The sequence below is a fragment of the Panacibacter microcysteis genome (assembly GCF_015831355.1).
Taxonomy (GTDB): Bacteria; Bacteroidota; Bacteroidia; order Chitinophagales; family Chitinophagaceae; genus Panacibacter; species Panacibacter microcysteis.
The window spans coordinates 950,761-973,853 of record NZ_JADWYR010000002.1; the positions used below are offsets into that span (position 1 = coordinate 950,761).

The following is a 23,093-nucleotide window of genomic DNA, read 5'->3' on the forward strand; positions in this document are numbered from 1 at the left end:
CCCTTTACCAACAGAAAATAAATGATATTTTTTAGATCCCTCTATTGTCGATGAGGGCACAACCCGATAGGTGCAACATTGCTTTACCCGCATGATTATGTAGCTGCTCCAGAGTTATATTGATCATCGCTTATGTTACTTTTGAAGAATACATGTAAATCAACTTTATGAAAAACATCAAATCTGTACCTGCTGCTTGCGTATTCATGTTGGCTTTATCTTGTTCAAAGGAGAATTTGCAGAAGACATCATCTCAATCCTTACAATCAACATCCCAGGAAATTGCAACAGCGGAATGTACAGCCGGAGTGTGGCGTGGTATTTATGCAAACGGAGATACACCCGGGGAAAATTATGACACAGTAACTACTGAGAATTTTGTACGCAATGGCATTGCGTGGATGAAATTCAGCCCTTATGATTTTTACTATTCCAGCCTTGAGTTGGATATTCCTCAATGCCACACTTTTTCAGGCGATAGCACCAGATTGGAAGTGTCTTTAAAAAATCCATCTTCTCAGCCCTATATTTTTCATGATTATGATGTAATTGTTACACTCATAGGTACAAAAGATACTGCAATCGTTTACTTTACCAGTTGGGCATACAACTATGCAAAAATTGGCTCGATAACGCACTCAAATAAAAAGGCTCTTATACATGTTTTTGAGGACTATGAAAAAGTAGTACTTGAAACAAGGAACGAGACGATGAATGTGTATATTGGCCCTAATGGAGATCAAATAGTAGGGTCCGTTTTTTACGGAACGCGTAATAAAATAGGCAAAGTAAAATCTATTCATGTTGGTTTTAAAGGTGGTGGTTCAGTTCATGGCGTTAAATTTTTAAACTCTGCTACGGGCGGCGCTATTATGTATGAAGATTTTACAAAGACCGGGCAGTCTAATATTATATGGTATTAACAATCCGCGGAACTTGATCATAATATTAGAGTACCAGAATGTTATGTATTTTGTTTTGGCATTGTTTGCTATTGAGTTTAATGATTGTATAACTTTCTTTATAAATGCACAAGAGCCCGACGAAAGTTGAGCTGCCAACGCAACGTCTCATAACCCCACACACAAAGCTTGCACAAAGACGTTGCTGCGAAAGAGAGTCTGTTGGAATTTTCATTCTGGTTCTTTGAATCCATGCCAACCTGTTTCAAACCATTCTACAATAGCCTTTGATGGCAAAATACCGCTCATTGGCAAATGTTTGTATTTATCAGTAAGTTCTCCAATATGCGTCCTTTTTTCAGGATCATATTGCCATATAAACCAGTTGTAAGATTTCTTTACCAAAGCATAAGTATCATTTGTTTGCCTGAAAACAGGAAATTGAAAACCAGCTTCCAGTGGCATGTTTCCTAATTTAGACCATAGCCCATCTTTTAACCCTTCAAATACTCTTGTATGTGCAATAAATTTTATGGAATATGTTACTATATTTTCCATCATAGGGTGTTCATCCTGTTTTGCAAAATAGTCAAATGCTCTTATTACATGCCCCGCCATGTAGTTGTCATCTTTGTATAAAAATTGGAAATATCCTTTAGTCCCATTCTTTAAGGGCACTTCAAAAATATCACCTGATGATATGGTAAATCCTGCTTTTCTTAACCGTTTATTTAACTCCATATAAAATACAATTTGCAGTTCTAAGACTGTTGATCGCACAGACTGCTGGCTAGAGCACTAAAAATATCACTTAATGGACTAACAGGAGCATCAGGTGTATTACCTCCCAATACGTACCAGCTATTGGCTTGCAGGTTAAACTTATCACCCGCCATTACTTTTAAAATCATGGAAGCTCCGATCTTGTTACCATCTCCTCTTACCAGCGAAGCCTTTTCATTAGGATTGCTGTAAACATTATCAACCGGATAGTTTCCAGGTACGGTTGTTCTTGTAGCATCCAGGTTCAGGTAATATAAATTTTCACCTGGCGCATTACCTGATTCAAGTGTTGCCATCGGATAGGCATCTGTTCTTTGCTCTTCTGTAAGCGTAGTACGGATGTTCCCTAAGTGATCTTTAATAAATATGTAAGTGCTTATATGTTGTTTACCAGCTATTGCTTTTCATGGCATCGCCTGTTGTGTCACTCACTTGTGCGGTAGTTTTTTATGGCGGCAGAGCGAAGAAGAAATAATAAGTGGCTGCCAATGCAACGTCTTATAACCCACACAGAAATCTTGCATGAAGGCGTTGCTTTAAAAGAGAAAAACTTATATTTCGTACCATTCTTCTGGCTTAAGTGGGTTATGTTTTTTCCAATAAGCAGATTTTTTGTTGATCTTTTTAGCAATCGCAGCAAACTTATCATAATCAATATGTAAGCGTTTTTTTTGCGTTTTTCGTTTAAAAGCTTTTTCTTTATAACCCTCTATGATGGTTTTTACCATAGCCTCCAACGAATCAAAATAACTTATTGGTTGCTCAATATATAGCTGAGGCACAGAATACATGTACAACTTGCCATAATGAGTGCCCGGCTTATTATTAAATAAAATGGATTCCTCCCCATTATCGGTTATTATCTCGATTAACAGTGGATCATAAAGTTTAAAACTTGACTGACTTTCTTTGATTGACTTCAAGGACTGTAATCCTCCATATTCCATCATTTGACAATATGAATTTTCTTTTTCCCCGTTTTTCCATCGAAACAACGCTTTCAGATTTTCATCATTAATTTTTAATTCCCGCAAGTATTCATCTATTTCCTTATCAGGTAACGGTGATTGCAATTTTTCATAATCCTGCATATTGTAATTTTTAAGCGTGCCATCCAATTCTTCAAGTAATGATTTAAATGTTTGCGTTTGCATAATTAAATTTAAAAATATTTATTTATTACTCCTGAAGGCTTAAAGAATGATAACCCAGCCCCACTCTGCAAGTAAAGATAACACAGCTTCAGTCGCTGTTCCTGTTACAACAGGAATCATAACAGGGTTCAAAGGATTTTCTTTTTTCTTGGGATGAAATAAGGGGGCCCCTACAGGAACCGGAGAAGGTAGTTTTGGTGAAGGGAATGGCACCCAAAATTCCTTTCCGCCCTTAAAGTTATTAGCAGCATAAAATAATTTAAGGGCTACCCCATGCAACTGATTTTGGGATGCGGGAGCAGGAAATGTCATTGCTTTAATCCCTCCTTCTATGGTTGATGCATACGGCACTTCATGCCGATCTATCAAACCTTTTTTCTTTACTTGATTTGCAGTATTTCCTTCATTTACGTCTATAGCAGCAGCACTAATTCCTTTCATCTCCAAGCCATACGGGTAATACGCTTCCTCCTGCAATAACGGTCCCCGTATATGCGTCACCTGCAACTGGTCAAAATAAACACTGATGTTAGGCGTCTTATTGCTCACATATATGTACAGGTAGCTGTTTTTAGTAATTTCGCTGTCTGAAATCATGTTAGGTTTGTAAATATCCCCTCCCCGCCTGCACGTGTTGAAGCTGTTGCATTAGCGCTTCCATTGTCGCCATCGGATAGGCGTCTGTTCTTTGTTCTTCTGTAAGCGTAGTGCGGATGTTCCCTAAGTGATCTTTAACAAATATGTAAGTGCTTATATGTTGTTTACCAACTATTGCTTTTCATGGCATCGCCTGTTGTGTCACTCACTTGTGCGGTAGTCTTTTATGGCGGCAGCGAAGCGGTGTAGTTGGCTGTGTGTGAATGGGTCATACTAATCCGCTTAAACTACCCGCAGAATCCCTTTCGGGAGACTCTGCTGCAACGAAAAAAATGTTCTGCAGCAACCATTATCACTGCTAAAATATTTTTTCTCCATACAGTTTATTGTATATTTTCTTGCCTTCTCCAATAAGAAATAGTAAGCTCCATCCTTTTTTTCGCTAATAGTGACAGTAGTTTGAAAAATTTTTCATGAATGTGAGTTGAAGTATTATAAACACCAAGAAATATTTCATCCAGTAGGGGGCCTATTTTATCATTTTCGCTTTCACATAGTTCATCAATAAATTTTGCACATCGTTCAAGAACATCTGCATTATTTTCCGTTAAATTTTCTTCTATAAAACCTGAAAAAAAAGAAAATACAACGGTAGACATTTCTGTAAATTCTTCTTCCTCAAAAGAAAATTCAGGAATTTGTTTTTTAAGCTCATCAGGAATGTTATAATAATTAATCATGTTATGTTACTATTGGAATCGTGAAATTAAATTTAGCAATTCCTGGCTTATAGAACCATAATTAGAGCCAGTTCCGGTAGCAATTTTAATTGCACGTGTTGCCTCAATTATTTGTCGAACGACAAATTGTTTTTCCAGTTCACTCAATTTTGAAACACTTGAGCTAAGCAACTTGGTGAAAAAAATCCTTGCGTCCACGACTTTTTGTAAATGACCGGTTGGGCTTAGTAAATTGCCTGTTATAGCCTCATGTATTAAAGCATCCGCAGAACTCCCATTACCAACTTTTGCATCCATTCGATAATATTTTGCAAGAAAATCTCTTAATCTTATACTCTTAAAAAATCGTTGATTGCGAACAAATTTAATCATGTTCGCTGCTGTACGATATTTAGATAATGCTCTTAGACTACCAAAACTAAAGAGCCTGCTTTCGATTGGCTTTAATTTTCCTGCATTTAAATCAATATAACCATCATCATCAATTTCAAAAATAAATGTATGACCATCAGCCTCATTACCATATGGAAGAAACACTTCAAAATCTCTGCCTGTAATGTCATAATAAAGTGCTTTGGGCTGGGATAATTCAGCCAAGCTTTTTTGAACTTTTACTTTAAACTCTATATGCCAACCGCCGGACGCACCATGACTACTCCCCCCGCCGCCGTCCCCACCTGTAAAACTGCATTCCCAATTATTAGCCCCGCCGTAATCACTACCGCCACCAAAAGGTTCATAGTGTCCTGTATTAAATCCGATCCATGCCCACATGCTCATACCACCAAACGGATTTGGTTCCGGCTCGTTCTCAATTGGTACAGCAAATGCTAATCCGGTAGGGTCATTCCAAAATATGGGATCATTAGACCCATACAGGTACGGACTTAAATCAAAATATAATTCTCCAAGCGGATCCACCCCCGTAAACCTCCCCACCTGTGCATCATACCTTCTAAATGGAGTTTCATAATAATCTACATCAAGTCTTTCCTCTAACTCCGTCCCCGCATTAAACTTATACCTATTTGCAGCAGTGGTTGCCGCAGCGGCACTAATACCTTTCATCTCCAACCCAAACGGGTAATACGCTTCCTCCTGCAATAGCGGTCCCCGTATATGTGTCACCTGCAACTGGTCAAAATAAACACTGATGTTAGGCGTCTCATTACTTACATAAATATATAAGTAGCCGTTTTTGGTAATTTCCCTTTCAGTAATCGTGTGGGTTTTATAAACCCCGCTACCCACCACCTGTTGAAACCCACTATTCTTACCATCATTGGTTAGAATTGGGTTCATCTGCTCATCAAATAAGATCCAGTTCAGGTAGGCCTTTGGTCTTGTCGTTACTGTACTTGCATCCCTGTCTGTTAAAAAGCCTGATACGGATGGATTCAACACCGCTGAGGTTAACTGGCTGCCGGTTATTTTTCCGCCTGACAGGCCGGGCACACTATTCACAATAGCACTAACGATATCACTTAATGGACTAACAGGTGCATCCGGTGTATTACCTCCCAATACGTACCAGCTATTGGCTTGCAGGTTAAACTTATCACCCGCCATTACTTTTAAAATCATGGAAGCTCCGATCTTGTTACCATTTCCTCTTACCAGCGAAGCCTTTTCATTAGGATTGCTGTAAACATTATCAACCGGATAGTTTCCAGGTACGGTTGTTCTTGTAGCATCCAGGTTCAGGTAATATAAATTTTCACCTGGCGCATTACCTGATTCAAGTGTTGCCATCGGATAGGCATCTGTTCTTTGCTCTTCTGTAAGCGTAGTGCGGATGTTCCCTAAGTGATCTTTAATAAAGTAATCATATTCCAGGCTGAATGTTACAGCCATGGTGCTGTAATTCATCTTCATCGAATTCCTGATACGACCTTCTTCATGTAACACATATTGTAACGTATCAGTACCACCATTGTTGGCTATTGGTATACTGCGCTGGTACACAAATCCTGCAAGGTATGTTGTAATTGTTTTTAAACCGGTTTTTGTATCACTTGCTGTCTTTTGTAATAACATGCCCCCGGCATCGTATACATATGCAATACTTCCTTTGCCATTCACATTGATGTTATCGGGTTTATCCAAAAAATTATACGTTATACCACTACCTCCGCCTGAACCATGTATATGCTTGTTGTTATCTCTTATAAGATTGCCATTTACATCATACACATAATCATTCGTTGTCAGGCTCGTATCTTTAAAATCTCCCCATGGGTCAGTGTCGCTAATCAGATCCTTCACTTTCGCCAGTTGATTACTGTTGGCAAGGTAAGTATAGCCCAGCGAGTCAATCGTTACCGCTGTATTGATCTTCATGCCACGTTGGTTCATCGCTGTTATATTGCCATTTGCGTCATAGGTAATACCAAAAACAGAAAAGTCCATTTTGTCTTTTGTCCAGGCACTGGCACCTCCATTCTGTTGTGTAAAATCTGCTTTTGTTAGCCTGTTGGTGTTATCGTAGGTATAGCCATAAGCTCTCGCTATACCATCACCGGCAGCCTTCCATTTTACACCCGCAATATTGCCATTATATTCGTCTGTGGTAAATCCAAAGTCATAGTGGAGTACTTCCCCAAAATAAGGGTTGGTGCCCGAGCCGTTTTCCACGTAAGCTTTGTTTATACCGTTCAACCAACCCCTTATATTGTAGGTATAATCCTGTACCGATAAATTATTACCAAGTGTTTTTGATTTTACCTGCCCCAGTTCATTGTAATTAAGCGTACTTACAGTTTTATCAGCACCGTTATCTATTTTTTTAATTATGCTCTGCAGCCGCTGCCCGTTATAATAATTATATTTTGTAAGCAAAGTATGCGTTTCGCTGCCTGCGCTGCTCTTCTGGTGTGCAAGATGTGATCTCAACAATTTTCCTGAAAAATCATACTGTGTAGTTGCAATATCTGCACCACCGCTATAGTTGGTTTGCTTTGATTGGATCGCTCTTCCGTTTTCATCATAGAGCGTTAGAGAGTATAAGTAATTGCCCGAACCCAGTATCATGGTTTTACTACCGGTTACCATACCTCTTATTCTGTCAGTCTTCGCGATCTGCTGCGCATAGCCCGGACTGGTATTATACGTCGTAATAAAATTGGTGCTGTTGATATTGGTCGTTACCAGGTTACTATTTAAAGGAGTGGCGCTTGTCCAGGAATAATCATCAAAGTAAGTTTCCGATAATACAGTGTAAGTGCCCGTAAGCGTTGGGTAATCTGTCGCTGCTGCAGCATTGGTTTGCACCTGGTCTTTTGTAAGACTTGTGGTAATCAAACCTGTTTTACAGGGTCTTAGTTGTGCATCGTATTTTATAAATGTCCATTGGTTGGTAAGGCGAAGGTTTTCATCCTGCGTCATTACCAGCCTGTCAAGTTTATCATATGCAAAATACGTATCACCTTTACCAGGAATATGTTTCATCAACAGTCTTCCGCGGTTATCATACCAATAGTGGTAACATAGAAGATCGTACACATCACTGTTTGCAGTCAGGTTCCATAAGTCTTCTGCATCAATGGAATTAACAGCTTTGGGTGATAATACGGCCCTAAGATGATTCAGTTCATCATAGATGTAGTAGGTGCATAGCCATCCTGTATGGTGTGACGATGGGGAACCGACAAGTTGGGTTTTGGTCAGTATTTTTTTACCCTGTTCGTCTGTGTAAACAACGGCCTTTTTGCCATGCTCATCTTTTATCTCTTGTACAGCCAAAACCCCTGCCTGGTATACTGAACTGGTAAATGGTATATCATTTTCGTTGTTGATATTGATCTGCCAAAGTCTTACGCTATCCGCCAGAGTGTTAGATCGTACGCTAATGTTAATACCGTTATGGGCACCACCCCAACTGTTTCCTGGCGCATACTGGTCTGTCACTCGGTTCAAAGGAGACGATTCCATTACCGTTTCGCTGTAAATAACGCTTTCATTAGGAAACAATGACTGGTAAAACGTTGAATCTTTTGTCAAAGCACTTGCTTTAAACTTGCCATCGGTAGTATTTCCGGATTGTACAACAAAAGGCAGGTATTGGATGGGCATTCTTCCGAACTCGTCATAGACCATGGCAGAAACCACATCATTGCCCAACGGAGATGCTTTTTTTGCCACTGTTTGTAATGGCCTGCCCATTTGGTCAAAATATTGAGTTGTAACGCTTACATCTGTAATTGCCGCATTAATGTTAAGCAGCGAAGTATCCTGCATGGGTATCAATGCACTATACACACGTTGGTAGCTGTTTGCTTTTTTCAGGTTATATGCAGGAAGGTTCTTTTTGTAAGTTGCAGCTGCAGGTGCGGTTTCGCTGTTGGGTATATTTTGGGCGTGCAGGCTGGTTGCAAACCCAAAACAAAAAAGGGCTATGGTAATAAAGCGCATTGGTTTAAAATATAGGTTTTGTAAGCAGTTTTATAAGCTTTTATTCTTTAACCGGTGCAACTGGTATGCTGATCGCTTTTATTATATTGCTGTCCAGCGGCAATACTTCATTGGAGAAAACACCCATTAATTCCCCATTTTCGTCCACAAGGAATTTATAAAAATCTGCCTGGATTATTGTGCTTAAAGTGTTGTTTAAACTGTCCTGGGTTAGCCATTGAAACAATGCAAGCTGGTCATTGCCAGTTACAGAAGTTTTACCCGCCAGTATAAAATGTGTATCATACTTTGTTGTCATCAGGGATTTGATCGCAGCATTTTCCAGCGGCTCGTTGCCAAAACTGTTAGAGGGGAAAGCAATAATGACCAGGCTGTCATGGTATGTGTTGTACAATGTCTCTAACCCGGCAAATTGGATACTGTCACCGCTGCTGGCTGTATTAACGATCAATACTTTTTTCCCAATGAAGGAAGACATGTTCACCGTATTATCATCTATATCAGTAAAGCTGTACGTTGATATTCCTGAAAGAAAAAACATCGCTCCGAAAAGCATGTAAAATATTTTCATTTCTGTTGTTTTAAAAATTACAATTACCCGTTTGTGTGGTGCAGGCCGTGCTATTTATTTCGGTGTAATCCTGTGTCTGAGTGCAATCCTCAAACATGTAATAATAGGTGCATTCCCACATATATATGCCGTCTACCGTAATTCGGCGCGTGGATTTGTTGAAGCGTACCCCCTGGGATGGAAATCCATTAATACATTTATAATTTACCGGCATACAGTGGCACTCCCCGTATCTGGCGGGCGTAACAAACTTTGTATTTCCGTGTGTCGGGCTGTACGGGTTTATGTCTGTATATATTGAGTCATACTGCAGGTTGCCGGTACAATAATATCCTGTACCAATCCAGTCCGGTAACATCGAAACACTGTACACCGAGTCCGTGTACTCATATTTTTGTACAACATTCCTGTTCCTGTCTCTCACTACTTTTATCCTGTTGAGGTTGTCATACTCAGTATATAATACAGTATTATTGGCATCAACAACGGCGACTGCACCAATAAAAGGCTCATAACTGTACGTTACCATGTTCGCATTGGAAGGATGAAGCCGTAGTTCATCAATGGTTCCTGACCCGGAAACGGTAATCTGTGTTACACCTGTTATTGTCTTGGAATACAAATACCAGCCATTATAATTGGTAACAGCACTGCCGATAGAAGAACCATTTACATTAACCGAAGCACCTGACCTGCCCCAAACCGAAACGATATAAGTTTTGTTGCTGGTCAACCCGCTTTTTACAATGCTGCCGTTACTTAATGCATAAGCCCATTTTCCCGAGTATGCATTTGTATTTGACCTTTGCGTACTGTTTACTGTCCAGTTGCCATTACCGTCACTTTCAAAACTGGTATATGCGACATCAGCATATGAAGCATTTGATATTTCGGCTGTTTTATATAAGCTGTTATAGTCAGTAATTAATGAACTTGATATGCCTGTCACAGTATTTGTTATTTGAACGGGATTACCTTTGCTATCATAATAGGGATATTCAGCCTGTTGTTTAAAATAGGTTGTATTACGATTGAGCTGTGCAGGATTAAAGTTGCCTATCGTTGTACCTGCAACCGGTTTATTAGTTTCCAGAGCATAGGTTTTAAAAGGCCTGATACTGTTGTTGGATAATTGCTGCGGCTCACTGATTACGGCTGATAAAATCCTTGGGGTCGCGTCACCCGTAATCCATTGCTCTGTGGCAATAATTGGTGTGATTATACCACTATCTCTTAGTTTACCTATTACACCACTTATTGTATAATCGTGTGGATAATAAAATCTTTTTTCAAGATTAAGTCCACGGGTTCGATCGTAAGCAGTGATGATCTTTTTTACCAGGTAACGGGCGGTATCATATTCCATTTCTGTTTTAGCAGTCAGTAGCGAGCCATTATCATTGTACGTTGTATCATAAATGGCTGTTTGAAAAACGTTGCCACTCTGCGGATAATATTCTTCTGCCACATAAACATTCTTTTTAGAAATAACCTGGTTACCGGAACCTTCAAATATTATATTCTGTGCAAGACCTAGCTTAAGGTTGCGATCATCAGGATTTGTGTAACTAAAGGTTTTAATACTATAAACAATAGTAGACTTCTTGCGTAACGTGCCTGCATTATCATAAGCTTTTACTGAAAGTGGTAACCCTACAGCCCATGTATTCAGGTCATTGGGTGCATAAGGAAATGCAGGTACTGAAGTCTTGCATCCGGCGTGCTTTAGAGTGGTAAACTCATGAACTTCTTTACCTGTGTTTTTCTGAAGAGTACCATTGATTACTTCTACACGGCTGTAACCAACCGGGCCGCCTTGGCTGAAATCCAGATTGTTCATTGGTTGCTGCCCTATCGCTAAATAATAACTGCGTAGCCGTACAGCGAGTGTTGTGTTGTTTACAAATGTTTCGCGGTAATCATAATAAGACATCGGCAATTCCCCGATCATGCCGGAACTTTCCCCATCCTCCAGTACGTATCTGTATGTTTTGATACCAATGCTTCCGGTATCCGAAAGATCATTTTTATATTTTATCTGCTTTACCCTTAACCCTGCTAGGGGCAATGTTTCCGCTATATAACTATGATTGTACCAGCTGATATAAATATTGAAAGAGGATGTAACGGAACCCGAACCCAAAAATTTGGTTTCCATTACATAGTTACCGTCGGGCAGGTTGGTAGCCCATTTCTTCAAGCCATTATAGTAAAGATCGAAAAGTGAAATGGTCGTTGAATCAAGTGCGGCAACAGCACCGGCAGAGGTTTTTATTTTGCACGAAAAATTACAAGTGCCGTTCAAAGGCGGAGACTGTGTTCTCAGCAGTGCAGTATCAATTTTGAAACTTAATACTTGCCCATCTCCGTAGCTATTTGTGAAATTAACATTGTTTGTTACGGTGTTATTAGAAGGAACGCTATAATATTTATACGAGAGCGACGAAGGGTTTTTATCATTAAGTTCATAAGTATATTCGATAACACCTCCTTCCGGATTTACCATTTTATTCAATACACCTTTTTGCGTTCTTATTGCATTTGGATACCTGTTTTGCCAAACCGCAGAAGGGTAATTATTATTGGTAAAGTTGGTCTTTAAGTGCGTAGTGGTGCCAAGGTCAAACCCCCAATCGTCCACATTGGTGGAAACCACCCCCATTTCTTTAAGAAATGTGCCCCTTACCCAAGGAATTGAACCTGTATCTGTCCAATCATAATAAAAGCTGTAACCTTTTGTTCGCTCCTTTGCGGTATAAGGTACTACGCTTGTTAAAAAAAGAGTATTGGCTGTGTCTTTGTAATTGAAATAGAAGCCGGAACGGAAAATAGTATCGCTGATAGTTATTTTTTCAAGTACGCCATTATCGGCCTCAGAATAAAATTCTTTACTGTAATAAAAACTGACTACTCTTTTATCTGGAAGAGTTATAGATTGAATTTTTTTAACGGTCTCTGTTTGATTACCTGAATAATTGTAAGTTTTATAAATGGACGTATAAGGAGCCGCCATCAGGTATGTCAGCGGGTAACCGTATATACTGCTCAATGCTTTACTGGTGTAAGCAAGACGGATAGTATCCACCCCGAACGCAGAGATGATCTCGCTTAAATTCCAGTTTGTATTGATATTGCTGTAGCCCTGGTGCATACCTGTGCTGTAATGTGTGGTTGATTCTGCGTCTTTGAACAGGTAACGGATCCCGTCTTCGGTTGTGATAGTGAATGAAAGTATTTTGGCAACGGAAGCATTCGGGTCAAATGCAGGAACGATTTTTAGTTTGGAATAGGGTACCAGTATTATCTCTTTGTTTTTCCTGATATAAAATTTTCCGCTGGTTCCATTAAAATTAAACTGAAAAACATCCTGTTGCGTATCGAGGGTGTCGTAATGATATTTATCAGCATTGCTCCGATAGTCTGCTGGTAAAGTTGGAGTATACAAAAAACCTCTTGACGGAATATCATCCGGTGTTCCGCGTACAATCCTTGTAATAACGCCTCCGCTGCCAAGATACCATCCTAATCCAACAGAGGACGCTTTTTCATTTAGTCGTATGCCACCTGTACCAGTATAATATAATCCAACACTAACGCCAATGCTGTTGATACTACTATAATTGAAAATAGGTACAGAAATAGCCGGCTGACCAGTAAAAAGATTTACCTGGTCAGCCATGAATTTACTGGATGCTTCTGCTCCTGCGGACATTGGCGTTCCGTCAGAAAAATTTGGCCCGTCCTGTGCCTTTAGCTTATTGCAGCATACCGCTACAATTACAATCAACAACCATTTGCGCATATAGAGATGTTATTGCTTTTGTTTTAAAAACCCCAGCCAACCCTGAACTTAAGTCCCTGTGAAGCTGGCAGATGTTTGTTGTGCAGAAAATCATACAGTATTTGTATCTTCCCTTCTCTGCCTTTACTGATCTTGTATTTTTTTGTAATGCCTGCCAGAGCGCTTTGCTGCCATACATCAATGTTTGTATGGAGATCACGCAGGTTTGAAAAAGTCTGCAGGTAATTATATTCAAACCCTGCACTTAGCCAAAAGCCGGCTTTTGCTTTTACATCTGCATATCCCCTGAAACCTGCACCCTGGCTTGATAATGATATATTGTTCCATCCGTGACCCCAGCCAATCTTATAGCTGGCTCCTAGCCCGATCACTTTATTATCACTGAGCTTATATCCTGCGGTTATCGCTATATCTGTTGTTGCAGGTAAAAAGCTGGTACTTTTTTCACTTTGAAAGTTGAGGCCATACTCCAACCTTTCCAGAAATGATTTGGTCTTTTGTTCATTGGGTTTGAACCCGGGCATAACAAGATCGCTGCTGCTGCCGCCTGTTTTATCAACCTGCCTTTTGAGATCAGCTATCTGCTGTTGAGCAACGGCCGTTTGTTCCTGGAATAAGCCTGCCCCTGCTGCAGGGTTAGTTGTTGGCAAAGTGATTTGGGTACCGAAGCGCTGTTGCATGAGTTGCTGCATGCCTGCGGCTGTCTGTAATCCAGGAATAGGATTGCCGCTTGTTTCAGGATTTGTGCGCATAGGGAATAGTTGAGCGAGGTAACTATGCTTATCCCAGAACTTTTGGAAAGCAGGTAATGTTCTTACTGTACCGATCAATTTTTCTTCGAGTTTCTTTTTATCACGAAGTATTGACTTGTACTCTTCTATCTGTTGCTGATAGTAGTAAGCTTTCCTGTTGATGCTGGCTAAGCCTTGCCCCAATGCGCTGTTGGATAGCGAAGACTTGAGTTGAGACAACCGTTGTTTTACAAAGTTTTGGATCTCATTTGCCTGTTGTAAACGACCTTGTAAATCTTGCAGGGAATTAAGTGTCTGTGATAGCTGCTCCAATTTACCAGATGAAAGTGCAGATAGATCTTTATACTGTGACAGAAATTTTAAGACCGTGTTTGCGCTATCTATATTGGGTATATATTCTTTTAGTTTTGCGCTTGCTATATCTACAGGATTATCTGCCAGTGTTTTTAAACGGGCATATTGTTCCTGCGTTTTCTGAAATAATGCTTGTGCTTTCAGACTATCAACCCTACTGAGTTTAATTTGAAGTTTTTCTTCTTCAGCCTGTAGTGATTCAATAAGTTTCCGGCTGTGCTTATTTACACTCGCTGATAATTTATAATACTTATTGTCTAGCTTCATGAGCACAGCAAAGGGCACTTCATCTAAATTGATTTTAGATGAATCATTATCATATATACACTGTTCTGCTTCCTGGCTGAAACAGTTTAGGGTGAAACAAAATAGCAACAGCGCGATAATATACCGCATGGATTTGGGTTTAGTCCGTTAAACACTTATTTTATGTCTTGGTGTTAGGCAGTTAGCGACTTTGAGGAGTTACATGTTCTGACAATACAAAAAAACTAATATTATAAATATTTATATATTAAATTGTCATTAATGCACAGAAATAAAAAAGCCCACAGCCTTTAACTGTGAGCATGAGTAATATATTGGGAGTCGAATCCGAAGCTTTAAGTTGTAAATCTATTCTTTCACAGAATAAAACTTATCTAAACCAACTTTGTATAGAGTGTTCTCGAACTTTAGTCCAGGCAGAATCGTAAAATCCATCCTTGATTGTAATTTTCTCAAGTATCATTGTAGTATCCGTAAGAGTTTTTATCGTTACTGTATCGTAAGGAGTAGCATCTCGCTGCCCAGTGAAAATATCATAGCGCGTTTCAGAATATTGATCTTTAGAGATGAAATCATAAAAGGTTGTTAGGTGATCTGAGGGATATGGCTGAGGAACTTGCGAGTAATATGTTCCATCATCATTGAAAGTCATAAAATTGGTGGTTTCTAAACTCCAAAAACTGGTATCCATAACGTACAAATATTCACCAATGAAAGTTCCGTCCAGTCGATATACAGAATCCAACCAATTTAAGTTATGCCACGTGCCTAAGATCGCTGATTTATTCTTGTTGACTTCTTCATCTTCTTCTTTTTCAGGTGACGTCTGATTTTTACTACACGCGGTGGTAAAAAGAACTAACATAAAAGTAATGTGAAATGCCTTCATGGTTTTTAAAAGTTAAGGGTAAAAAATATTTAAATCTTACTAACGTACAAATATATTTCTCCAGTATGACTTGAATTGAGGAAAACCAATAATTATTTGTTGCTTTATGTCCGACCAGTTGGAAATTAGCGTTCTAAAAGCGATTACATACTAATGTAAATGGTGTAAGTATTAAAAGTGCACGATAAATCAAATGATACTGCATGAATGATAAACAAAAAAGCTGAAAACCTTTATTTCTAAAGACTTCCAGCTTTGTAGCGAGATCGGGAGTTGAACCCGAGACCTTTGGGTTATGAATCCAACGCTCTAACCACCTGAGCTACCTCGCCAATCGGGCGGCAAAAATAGTGGTTTTAGATTTAAAATTCCAAAGAAAAAAAGCCGTTTTTTATTTGCGCCGGCCACCAAACTGCGGGCAAACAACACTCCTTAAATCACCCTGCCTGTTCTGGAAAAGACTTTTGAAAGACAAGGTTAGCTCAAAACCACCACGCAATTGCGATGCAACTGAAAGCTTGCTGATATTAATATCATAGCTCGTACCAACGGTAAACTTGTTCAAATGCAGTTGAATCACCGGTATTACTGCATCATCCAGCCGATACAACACACCGGCAGTTATTCCTTTGTCATCATCTTCATACACAGAAATATCATGCCGCAACAATAAACCTGCCTGGAAAGAACTGATGCCAACATATTCAAAATCTTTTTTATGCTGGCCAAAATAATCGCCATACACTATAAGCTCATCCCTGTCGCTAACCCTTGCAGACAAGCCCGCATTGATGGCAAACTTTTTATTCAGGATGATTTGCTTGTCTTCCACATAACCAACCTTCGGGTTGTTTACATGAAACAATGCAGCACCAAAATAAAGATCCACGTTCTCATTAACCGATGTGCTGTAAGTTATACCCGTAGAAAGATCGAAATAGTTTACACTGGTATTGGTAAAAACCTGCCCCGAAAATGGCAGCACCGTAAAGCTGCCATCGCTGTTTGTAACAAACTGGTCGTTCAGAACAAGTTTTGAGGGGTCAAACCTTTGCTGCATTAAACCGCCCATAAAACCAACTGATAAAAATGAATTTGCAGACACCGGTATGCTAAGGTTCAAAGCCGGCATTACCTGCGTTTTACTAAATTCAGATGTGCCCGCCACATCTCTCAAAAGCTGCAAACCGGTTGTTAAAGTAAGGTCGCGGCCCATTACCTGCACGGGAAATTTTATCTCGCTGCTAAGGCCAAACGTTCTGTAAGGCACTGTAACGCTTTGCCATTGATTGCGGTAAGATGCTGTCAGCCGCACATCGCCCGTAAAAATACCCGCCAGTGCAGGATTACGCAGCAATGGCTGATCGTAAAACTGCGAAAAGCCCACATCCTGTGCCAATGCAGCTGCATACACGTGCATCGCAATGCATACGCTTGCAACAATCCGGCAAATTTTTGTTCTAAACATCATTATGCAGTTAAATTTTAGTATCACCGTTTTATTTTAAGCTTCGCTGTATACATGTTTTTTGTGTATACCAGCAGTAGTATTTCATGGCATCTTCGTTGCGTCGCAATCACTTTATCTGTAGTGCCAATGGCATCTTTCCTCAGCTCAATCTTTGTTCAGGAAGATGAACGGAATGCGACGCAACGATGCTTAACCAGGGAACAGGAAGCTTGTCACCAAAATGCTTTCTTCTTTATCGCACATTATTTAAGCAACGTAACATTTCCCTTGTATGTATACGGCACACCATTCTCGCAAACAACATCTACTGTATATACATATACACCAACGTCTGCAGGTTTGCCGTTTACCAAACCATTCCACCCGTATGCTGCACTGTTCGGCGCAAAATTGCTGCGTTCAAAAACAAGTCTGCCCCAACGGTTGAATATGCGGAAAGACTTTACCGATGAAATACCTGTTGCCCTCACCATAAATACGCTGTTTGCTGCACTGCCATTTGGTGTAAATGCGTTTGCCATAAGCACCTGGGAGCGCTGGCAGAATACTTTCACGCATATTGTATCGCGGCCTGCACACCCATAATCATTTGTTGCAGTTACGTAATAGCAGCCGTTATTCTTTACCGTTGCAACCGGCGCATCGCAAAGTGTATTATTGCATTTTATATCCTGTGCCGGTGTCCACGTATAACGCTTCATCGGCAACACATTTGGATCGTTAACGTTTGTAATTGTAGTGGCAAGATTTAACTGGTAACCGGTGGGGACAGTGATAGAATCAACGGGGAACTTAATAACCGGGTAATTACCGATCCTGATAAATGTATCTGCCGTTGCACTACAACCTGTTTGTGCAGCATTAACGGTTACCGTATAAATACCGCCATCCTGTACTGTCACATCATTGATAAATGCATAAGCATTGCTTACGGGAAAACCTCTTCCAGGCCCGTTCCATGTAAAGCTTAAGGTACTGTTACCAGGCATGGAGCTTGCCGCCTGCAGGCTAAGATCATCGCCCACACACAACGGGTTTTTTGTTGTTATCACAGGTTTGGAAGGCGATTGCTTGATTGCAACAGTAAAGCTGGCAGCCGGAGAAATACAATTGTTTTGGATAGCGTAAACGATATACGTACCGGCATAAGAGGTAAGGGCAGATGGAAATGAATAAACGGTATTTCTGGTAGTGTCTGGTGTTGAACCAAATGCAGGCCCTACCCATACATAATCGATCGGCCATACCTGAGAGCTTGTTGGTGATGATGCAGAAAGGTTCAGTACGCTTTCCGTACAAACAGGACCATTATAGCCGGCAATCGGTTGTGCCGGTGGTGCAGGATCTGTTAATATAAATACATCAGGAATTTTCTGAGAAAGGCAGGCGTTACTTTCTACATAGATATCACTGTATGTACCTGCAACGAGCGGGATAACGATTTTTCCAGTACCATCACTTCTTGCGGGTGTGGTATAGGTTGTTTGAAACCTGGTATAATGAACAATGAAATTTGTATTGGGCATCGGGTTATTATTCAGGTCAAGTACGTTTAGTGTAATGGAACCTGAAGGAATACCACACTGGGTAGGATTGCTGAAAGCTGAACTGACGATTTTAGCTGTTGCGTTAACAACAGCGATAATTGTTGATCGCGGACTTTCACAGCCGTAGATATTCGATTGACTTGCGTAGTAAGTAAAAGTGGCCGGGTTATTTGTATTGATTACCGGCGCAGCATTTAACGGTTGCAAATTTTCGTTGTACCAGTTGACCGTATTACCAGGAATTGCTTTCACGGTTAAAGCCTGGGGTGGTGTGCGCATGCAAAAGTTGAAACTGTCAGCGGCTAACGCAACGGGGATTGGATTAACCATCAGGGTAAGGTCAATAGCAGTTCCGTCGCAGGGATTTTGTACAGGGTTTGTCGGCACCACATGAATGGTAAGCGTTTGACTGATGGTACCTGTATTTGTAAATGACAATGTTATCGCAGCATTTGGATCGGATGCTGTACCTGATGATACGCCTGATACGCCCGCAGGAAGGTTCCCGGTTATGCTCCATTTATAAACTGTATTGGCAACAGTTGAAACAGGTTTGAAAACAGCGGTTCCGCCGGAGCATATAGCTTGTGTAAGCATTGAAAATGATATAACAGGGCTGTCATCAATAGTAATTGTTGTAGTTGTTTCGAAACCCGGGCATGGTGCAGCAGGTGCGATGGTATATTTAACCTTATAAGTACCGGGTACACTTGATGATGGATTTATTTCTCCCGTTGTGGCACTGAGAGAAAGCCCTGTTGATGAACTGTATACGCCTCCCGCAGCGCCCGAAAAATTTACCTGCTGTGGAGTGTTGATGCTTCTGCAAAATGAAGGTGTAGCGTAGCTAATCGCCGCGGTTGGTGTTTTATTGATGGTGACCTGTGTTGTGGCAACAACCTGGGCACAGCCTCCGCCGGATGGAATCGTGTAACTAATTGTATACACACCGGGAGCAGCACCGGACGGATCTATCTGCCCTGTAATGGTATTAACCGGTAATCCTGTTGCAGGACTGATGGAGAATGTTCCGCCGGTTGTGCCGTTAATGGTTACATCAACTTTTGGATTAGCTGTTGTAGCAGTGTTCTCTACATTACAAAGATTGACCACCTTATAGCTGATGCTTGCAGCAGGTGCTTTTGTAACGGTAACACTTGCAGAGGTTGTAAAACCCGGGCAGGGCGCAGAGGCAGCAATGGTATATGTAACCACATAACTACCCGGTGTACTTGATGCGGCAGTTATTACACCTGTATTAGCATTTATTACCAAACCTGGAGTAGAACTGTAAGTGCCGCCTTGTGATCCTGAAAGTTGTACAGCTACGGGATTATTGGAGGTACATACAGGTGGATATGCGATTGTTGCCTGCGGTGTACCGTTTACAGTAACGACCGTGGTTGTTACAAAATCAGCACAGCCGCCGCTGCCTCGTATGGTATAAGAAATGGTGTATGAACCAGGCTGTGCACCGGAAGGATCAATTGTGCCATCTATGGTGTTAATGGGTAAACCTGCAGGTGAAATAGCAAATGTACCGCCTGTATTACCGGTAATGTTAACCTTAACAGGAAGATTGGGATTTGAACCACTATTTGTAACATTACAAAGGTTTGCAACATTATAACTGATCGTTGCAGTTGGTGCCTTTGTAACAGTAACGTTGGTCGTTGTGGTAAAGCCCGGGCATGGTGCAGCAGGCGGGATGGTATATGTAACAACATAATTGCCGGGCGTGCTTGAGGCTGCATCTACTGCACCTGTAGCTGCATTAACTGATAAACCTGCTGCTGATGAATAGGTACCTCCCTGTGAACCATTTAGCTGTGCGTTTACATTGCCGCTGGCGGTACATATTGGCGGATAGCTAATCGTTGCCGTTGGTGTACCATTTACGTTTACAGTAGTTGATGTAGTAAAATCTGAGCAACCACCGGTGCCTTGTATTTTGTAGAAAACAGTATAGGAACCTGCACTTGCCCCTGAAGGATCTATTCTGCCCGTTAAAGGAGTAATCGGCAAGCCCGATGCAGGCGAAACAGAGAATACCCCTCCGGATGATCCGGTAAGCCTTACATCGATTGGGAGGTTTGGTGTTGTGGTTGTGTTGTTAACGTTACAAAGATTATCCGGTGTGTAGCTGATAGTTGCGGAAGGCCCCGGTTTTACCGTTACGGTAATTGATGCCCTGGGTCCTTCACCACAACTGGTTGTCTGACTAACATAATAGATCGTACTGCCAACAGTGGCTGTTGACGGAACAGGTGCAGCGGAAGAGCCGGAACCGCCTGTTGCTGCTGTGTACCAGCGCAGCCCTGTGCCTGTAGCAGATAGCGGAGCAGCGGATTGGTTCTGGCAATAATTTACAGGTGTAATAACAACAGGTGCGCCGGGCAATGATGCAACATTTACAGTAATTGCAGCCCTTGGGCTTTCGCAACTACTGATGGTTTGGCTAACATAATAAATTGTTGTTCCAATAGAAGCAGTTGACGGAACCGGTGCCACAGTTGTTCCGGTGCCACCGCTGGCTGTAGTATACCAAAGCAGGCCGGTACCTGTTGCGGTAAGTGGTGACGCAGACTGCCCCTGGCAAAGTTGTACCGGCGTTGTTACACCTGGTGCATTGGGTATCGGATGAACTGTTACAGATATGGCTACTCTTGGACTTTCACATTGGTTTGCCAATGTTTGTGTTACATAATAGGTAGTAGTGCCCGGTGTATTTGTTGAAGGTGTGGGTGCTGTGGCACTACCTGTACCGCCTGTTGCAACCGTGTACCATAACAAACCTGTGCCTGCTGCACTTAACTGTTTGGCTGGTTCATTCAGGCAATATTCAACTGAGTTTGCTGATACAACGGGCTTTTCAGATACATCCTTTACAATAATTGTTTTTGTTTTTGTATCATTTCCACAAGTAGCATTTGAGCTTGTGAGCGTGACTGTGTAGGTGCCCGCCTTTGCGTAATTGTGGCATTCTGGTGTCTCAGCATTAGATGTTTGACCATCACCAAAATTCCAGGCGTAATTGCTTGTTGTATTACATGTAGTGGAACCACTACTGCCATCACTTGTAAGATTCTCAAAACATACCGGTGTACCAACACAACTACTGACGGCGTTGAAATCGGCAATTGGTTTTTTTCTTATTACAATCTGATTCACGGTGTAGGTTGTGGGAAAACATCCGTTTATAGCGTTAAGTGACGCTGTGAAGTACGTTTGGTTTGGGCAAGATGAATTTGTATAAGTATAAGAAACTTCTTTATCCTCATTTGAATTGTTTAACGGATGTTGTAATGTTACAGGTTGAGACCCGTCGCCAAAATTCAGTTCATAAATTGTACCTGTTGAATTATTGAACCAATTACCTATTTTAAATACAATTGTTGCTGGTGCACATAAACCTGTCGTCGGAGTTGTTGTAGTAATGCTGGCCAGGGGATTTGCTCCATTATAGAATTTATATGTTTCACTTTTAATACATCCTGACGCAGTGGTCGTAGTGAGCTTTATTGGAAAATAACCCTGGGAATTGTACGTGTGACCAATTTGATTATTAAAAGGCCAGTCTGTTTGGATGAAATGGGGAGTGTTATCACCCCAGTCAATCTCAAACTTACAGCCGCTCCCAGTCTGAGCGGACTTATTAGCTACTATTAATTCATAGGTAGCTTCTCCGTTACAGTTTGTGAAGGAGTTGGCAGGATTTTTTACATCTTCCAAAATTGGATCGGGTAATGCGTTTATGGTAAGCTTATTTGTTGTAGTATCACTCCCATTATTGGTTACGACGATAACAGTTCCTGTTTGCGCTTTGGCTGAAACAGTCGCTGTGATAGATGTTGGACTGTTAACGGTGTATTTGGATGCAGTGTCAGTACCTAGTTTTACAGTCTTCACGTTGCTGAAATTGCTGCCGGTAATGGTTACGGTACCGCCCTGGCAGATTGTTGTTGGTGTAAATGACGTAATAGATGGCACTTGCGCAAATGACGTTACAGTCATGAGTATGCACACTACAAGGGTAAAGACGATACGCCTGTTTATCCCGAAAAATATTTTCATGCAGTTGTTGGTATGGTTTACGGATTCCCTGAGATATTAGCGGTTCAGGTAACATCTTAAGGATTAGGTGGTTCGTTGCAATATCGAGATTCTGCAGCACAACGCAAAAGTTTTTTCACCATATAATGTTGTGCTTTTCACGGTATTGGTAAAAGCGCTGCAGCCTATTTGCGTGATGTAAACAGGTTTTTTGTAGTGATACCACCAGTAACAGTTTTGCTCGTTTTAGCAATAGCACAGCTATTTTTTGCGGCGTATGAACACGCGGACTGAAGTCGCCATAAAAGGGGGACGTACAAGTGAGTGACACAACAGGCGATGCCACAACGGCTGATGCCGGCTACTTACCTGTTTTTTTAGCACGGTAATTTTTTATGCAGCCTGCAATACATGCACAAGTTGCTCTGCTGACAAAGGCTTCTCGAGATAGCCCTGTACATACATGTTTTCTGTTGCCGCCTGTTTATCACGCGGGTCTACGGATGATGACAACATGTATATCTGTGTATGTGCTTTTACAGCGTTGCCAAAACCTGCATACTGTTTCAGGAAATCCCACCCGCTTATGACCGGCATATTAATGTCGAGGAAGATGGTCGTTTTCATATTCAATGCGTCAATGGTTTGGTGGCTGATGTGTTGCAGTGCCAGTTCGGGATCGGTAAACGTTTCTACGATGGCGTGCGGATATTGCTGCTCGATGATAAGCTGGCAAAGCAGGTTGTTAATGGCATCATCATCAACAATGAGGAAATGTAACGGCTGCATGGCTGGTGTTTA

General features: G+C 41.1%; 14 protein-coding genes and 1 tRNA gene. 1 reads left to right on the forward strand and 14 read right to left on the reverse strand.

Annotated elements, in window-relative coordinates; genetic code table 11:
- Nucleotides 1–167 precede the first annotated feature (167 nt).
- Complete coding sequence (locus I5907_RS15835; protein WP_196991779.1) at nt 168–923, forward strand: hypothetical protein; 756 nt, start codon at nt 168–170, stop codon at nt 921–923.
- A 210-nt stretch (nt 924–1,133) separates the two neighbouring features.
- Here the strand turns inward: I5907_RS15835 and I5907_RS15840 are convergent, their stop codons facing one another.
- The 14 genes from I5907_RS15840 to I5907_RS15905 form a co-directional block, all read right to left on the reverse strand.
- On the reverse strand, nt 1,134–1,643 hold the full coding sequence (locus tag I5907_RS15840) for an Imm26 family immunity protein (RefSeq protein WP_196991780.1): 510 nt from the start codon (nt 1,641–1,643) through the stop codon (nt 1,134–1,136).
- Nucleotides 1,644–1,663: 20 nt separating this feature from the next.
- On the reverse strand, nt 1,664–1,981 hold the full coding sequence (locus I5907_RS15845; RefSeq protein WP_196991781.1) for a hypothetical protein: 318 nt from the start codon (nt 1,979–1,981) through the stop codon (nt 1,664–1,666).
- 255 nt (nt 1,982–2,236) lie between these two features.
- Nucleotides 2,237–2,839 carry a hypothetical protein gene (locus tag I5907_RS15850; RefSeq protein ID WP_196991782.1) on the reverse strand — a complete coding sequence of 201 codons (603 nt, stop codon included), beginning with the start codon at nt 2,837–2,839 and terminating at the stop codon, nt 2,237–2,239.
- Nucleotides 2,840–2,878: 39 nt separating this feature from the next.
- Entirely contained in the window at nt 2,879–3,436 is a 558-nt protein-coding gene (locus tag I5907_RS15855; RefSeq protein WP_196991783.1) for a NucA/NucB deoxyribonuclease domain-containing protein, read from the reverse strand.
- A 383-nt stretch (nt 3,437–3,819) separates the two neighbouring features.
- A complete protein-coding gene (locus I5907_RS15860; RefSeq protein WP_196991784.1) occupies nt 3,820–4,176 on the reverse strand; it encodes a DUF7674 family protein in 357 nt (118 codons plus the stop codon).
- A 9-nt stretch (nt 4,177–4,185) separates the two neighbouring features.
- Nucleotides 4,186–8,586 (reverse strand): DUF6443 domain-containing protein, encoded by a 4,401-nt coding sequence (locus I5907_RS15865; protein ID WP_196991785.1) that lies wholly within the window; start codon nt 8,584–8,586, stop codon nt 4,186–4,188.
- Nucleotides 8,587–8,626: 40 nt separating this feature from the next.
- On the reverse strand, nt 8,627–9,157 hold the full coding sequence (locus I5907_RS15870) for a glutathione peroxidase (protein WP_196991786.1): 531 nt from the start codon (nt 9,155–9,157) through the stop codon (nt 8,627–8,629).
- A 10-nt stretch (nt 9,158–9,167) separates the two neighbouring features.
- The gene (locus I5907_RS15875; protein ID WP_196991787.1) at nt 9,168–12,959 is read right to left on the reverse strand and encodes a hypothetical protein; all 3,792 of its coding nucleotides are present in this window, start codon (nt 12,957–12,959) and stop codon (nt 9,168–9,170) included.
- 23 nt (nt 12,960–12,982) lie between these two features.
- A complete protein-coding gene (locus I5907_RS15880) occupies nt 12,983–14,461 on the reverse strand; it encodes a hypothetical protein (protein WP_196991788.1) in 1,479 nt (492 codons plus the stop codon).
- A gap of 241 nt (nt 14,462–14,702) precedes the next feature.
- On the reverse strand, nt 14,703–15,221 hold the full coding sequence (locus tag I5907_RS15885) for a hypothetical protein (protein ID WP_196991789.1): 519 nt from the start codon (nt 15,219–15,221) through the stop codon (nt 14,703–14,705).
- A 258-nt stretch (nt 15,222–15,479) separates the two neighbouring features.
- A tRNA-Met gene (locus tag I5907_RS15890) sits at nt 15,480–15,553 on the reverse strand.
- A gap of 59 nt (nt 15,554–15,612) precedes the next feature.
- Nucleotides 15,613–16,692: a PorP/SprF family type IX secretion system membrane protein gene (locus I5907_RS15895; RefSeq protein WP_196991790.1), complete on the reverse strand. Its 1,080-nt coding sequence runs from the start codon at nt 16,690–16,692 to the stop codon at nt 15,613–15,615.
- A 242-nt stretch (nt 16,693–16,934) separates the two neighbouring features.
- Nucleotides 16,935–22,313: an Ig-like domain-containing protein gene (locus tag I5907_RS15900; protein ID WP_196991791.1), complete on the reverse strand. Its 5,379-nt coding sequence runs from the start codon at nt 22,311–22,313 to the stop codon at nt 16,935–16,937.
- A gap of 372 nt (nt 22,314–22,685) precedes the next feature.
- On the reverse strand, nt 22,686–23,081 hold the full coding sequence (locus I5907_RS15905; RefSeq protein WP_196991792.1) for a response regulator: 396 nt from the start codon (nt 23,079–23,081) through the stop codon (nt 22,686–22,688).
- Between the last annotated feature and the right edge of the window lie 12 nt (nt 23,082–23,093).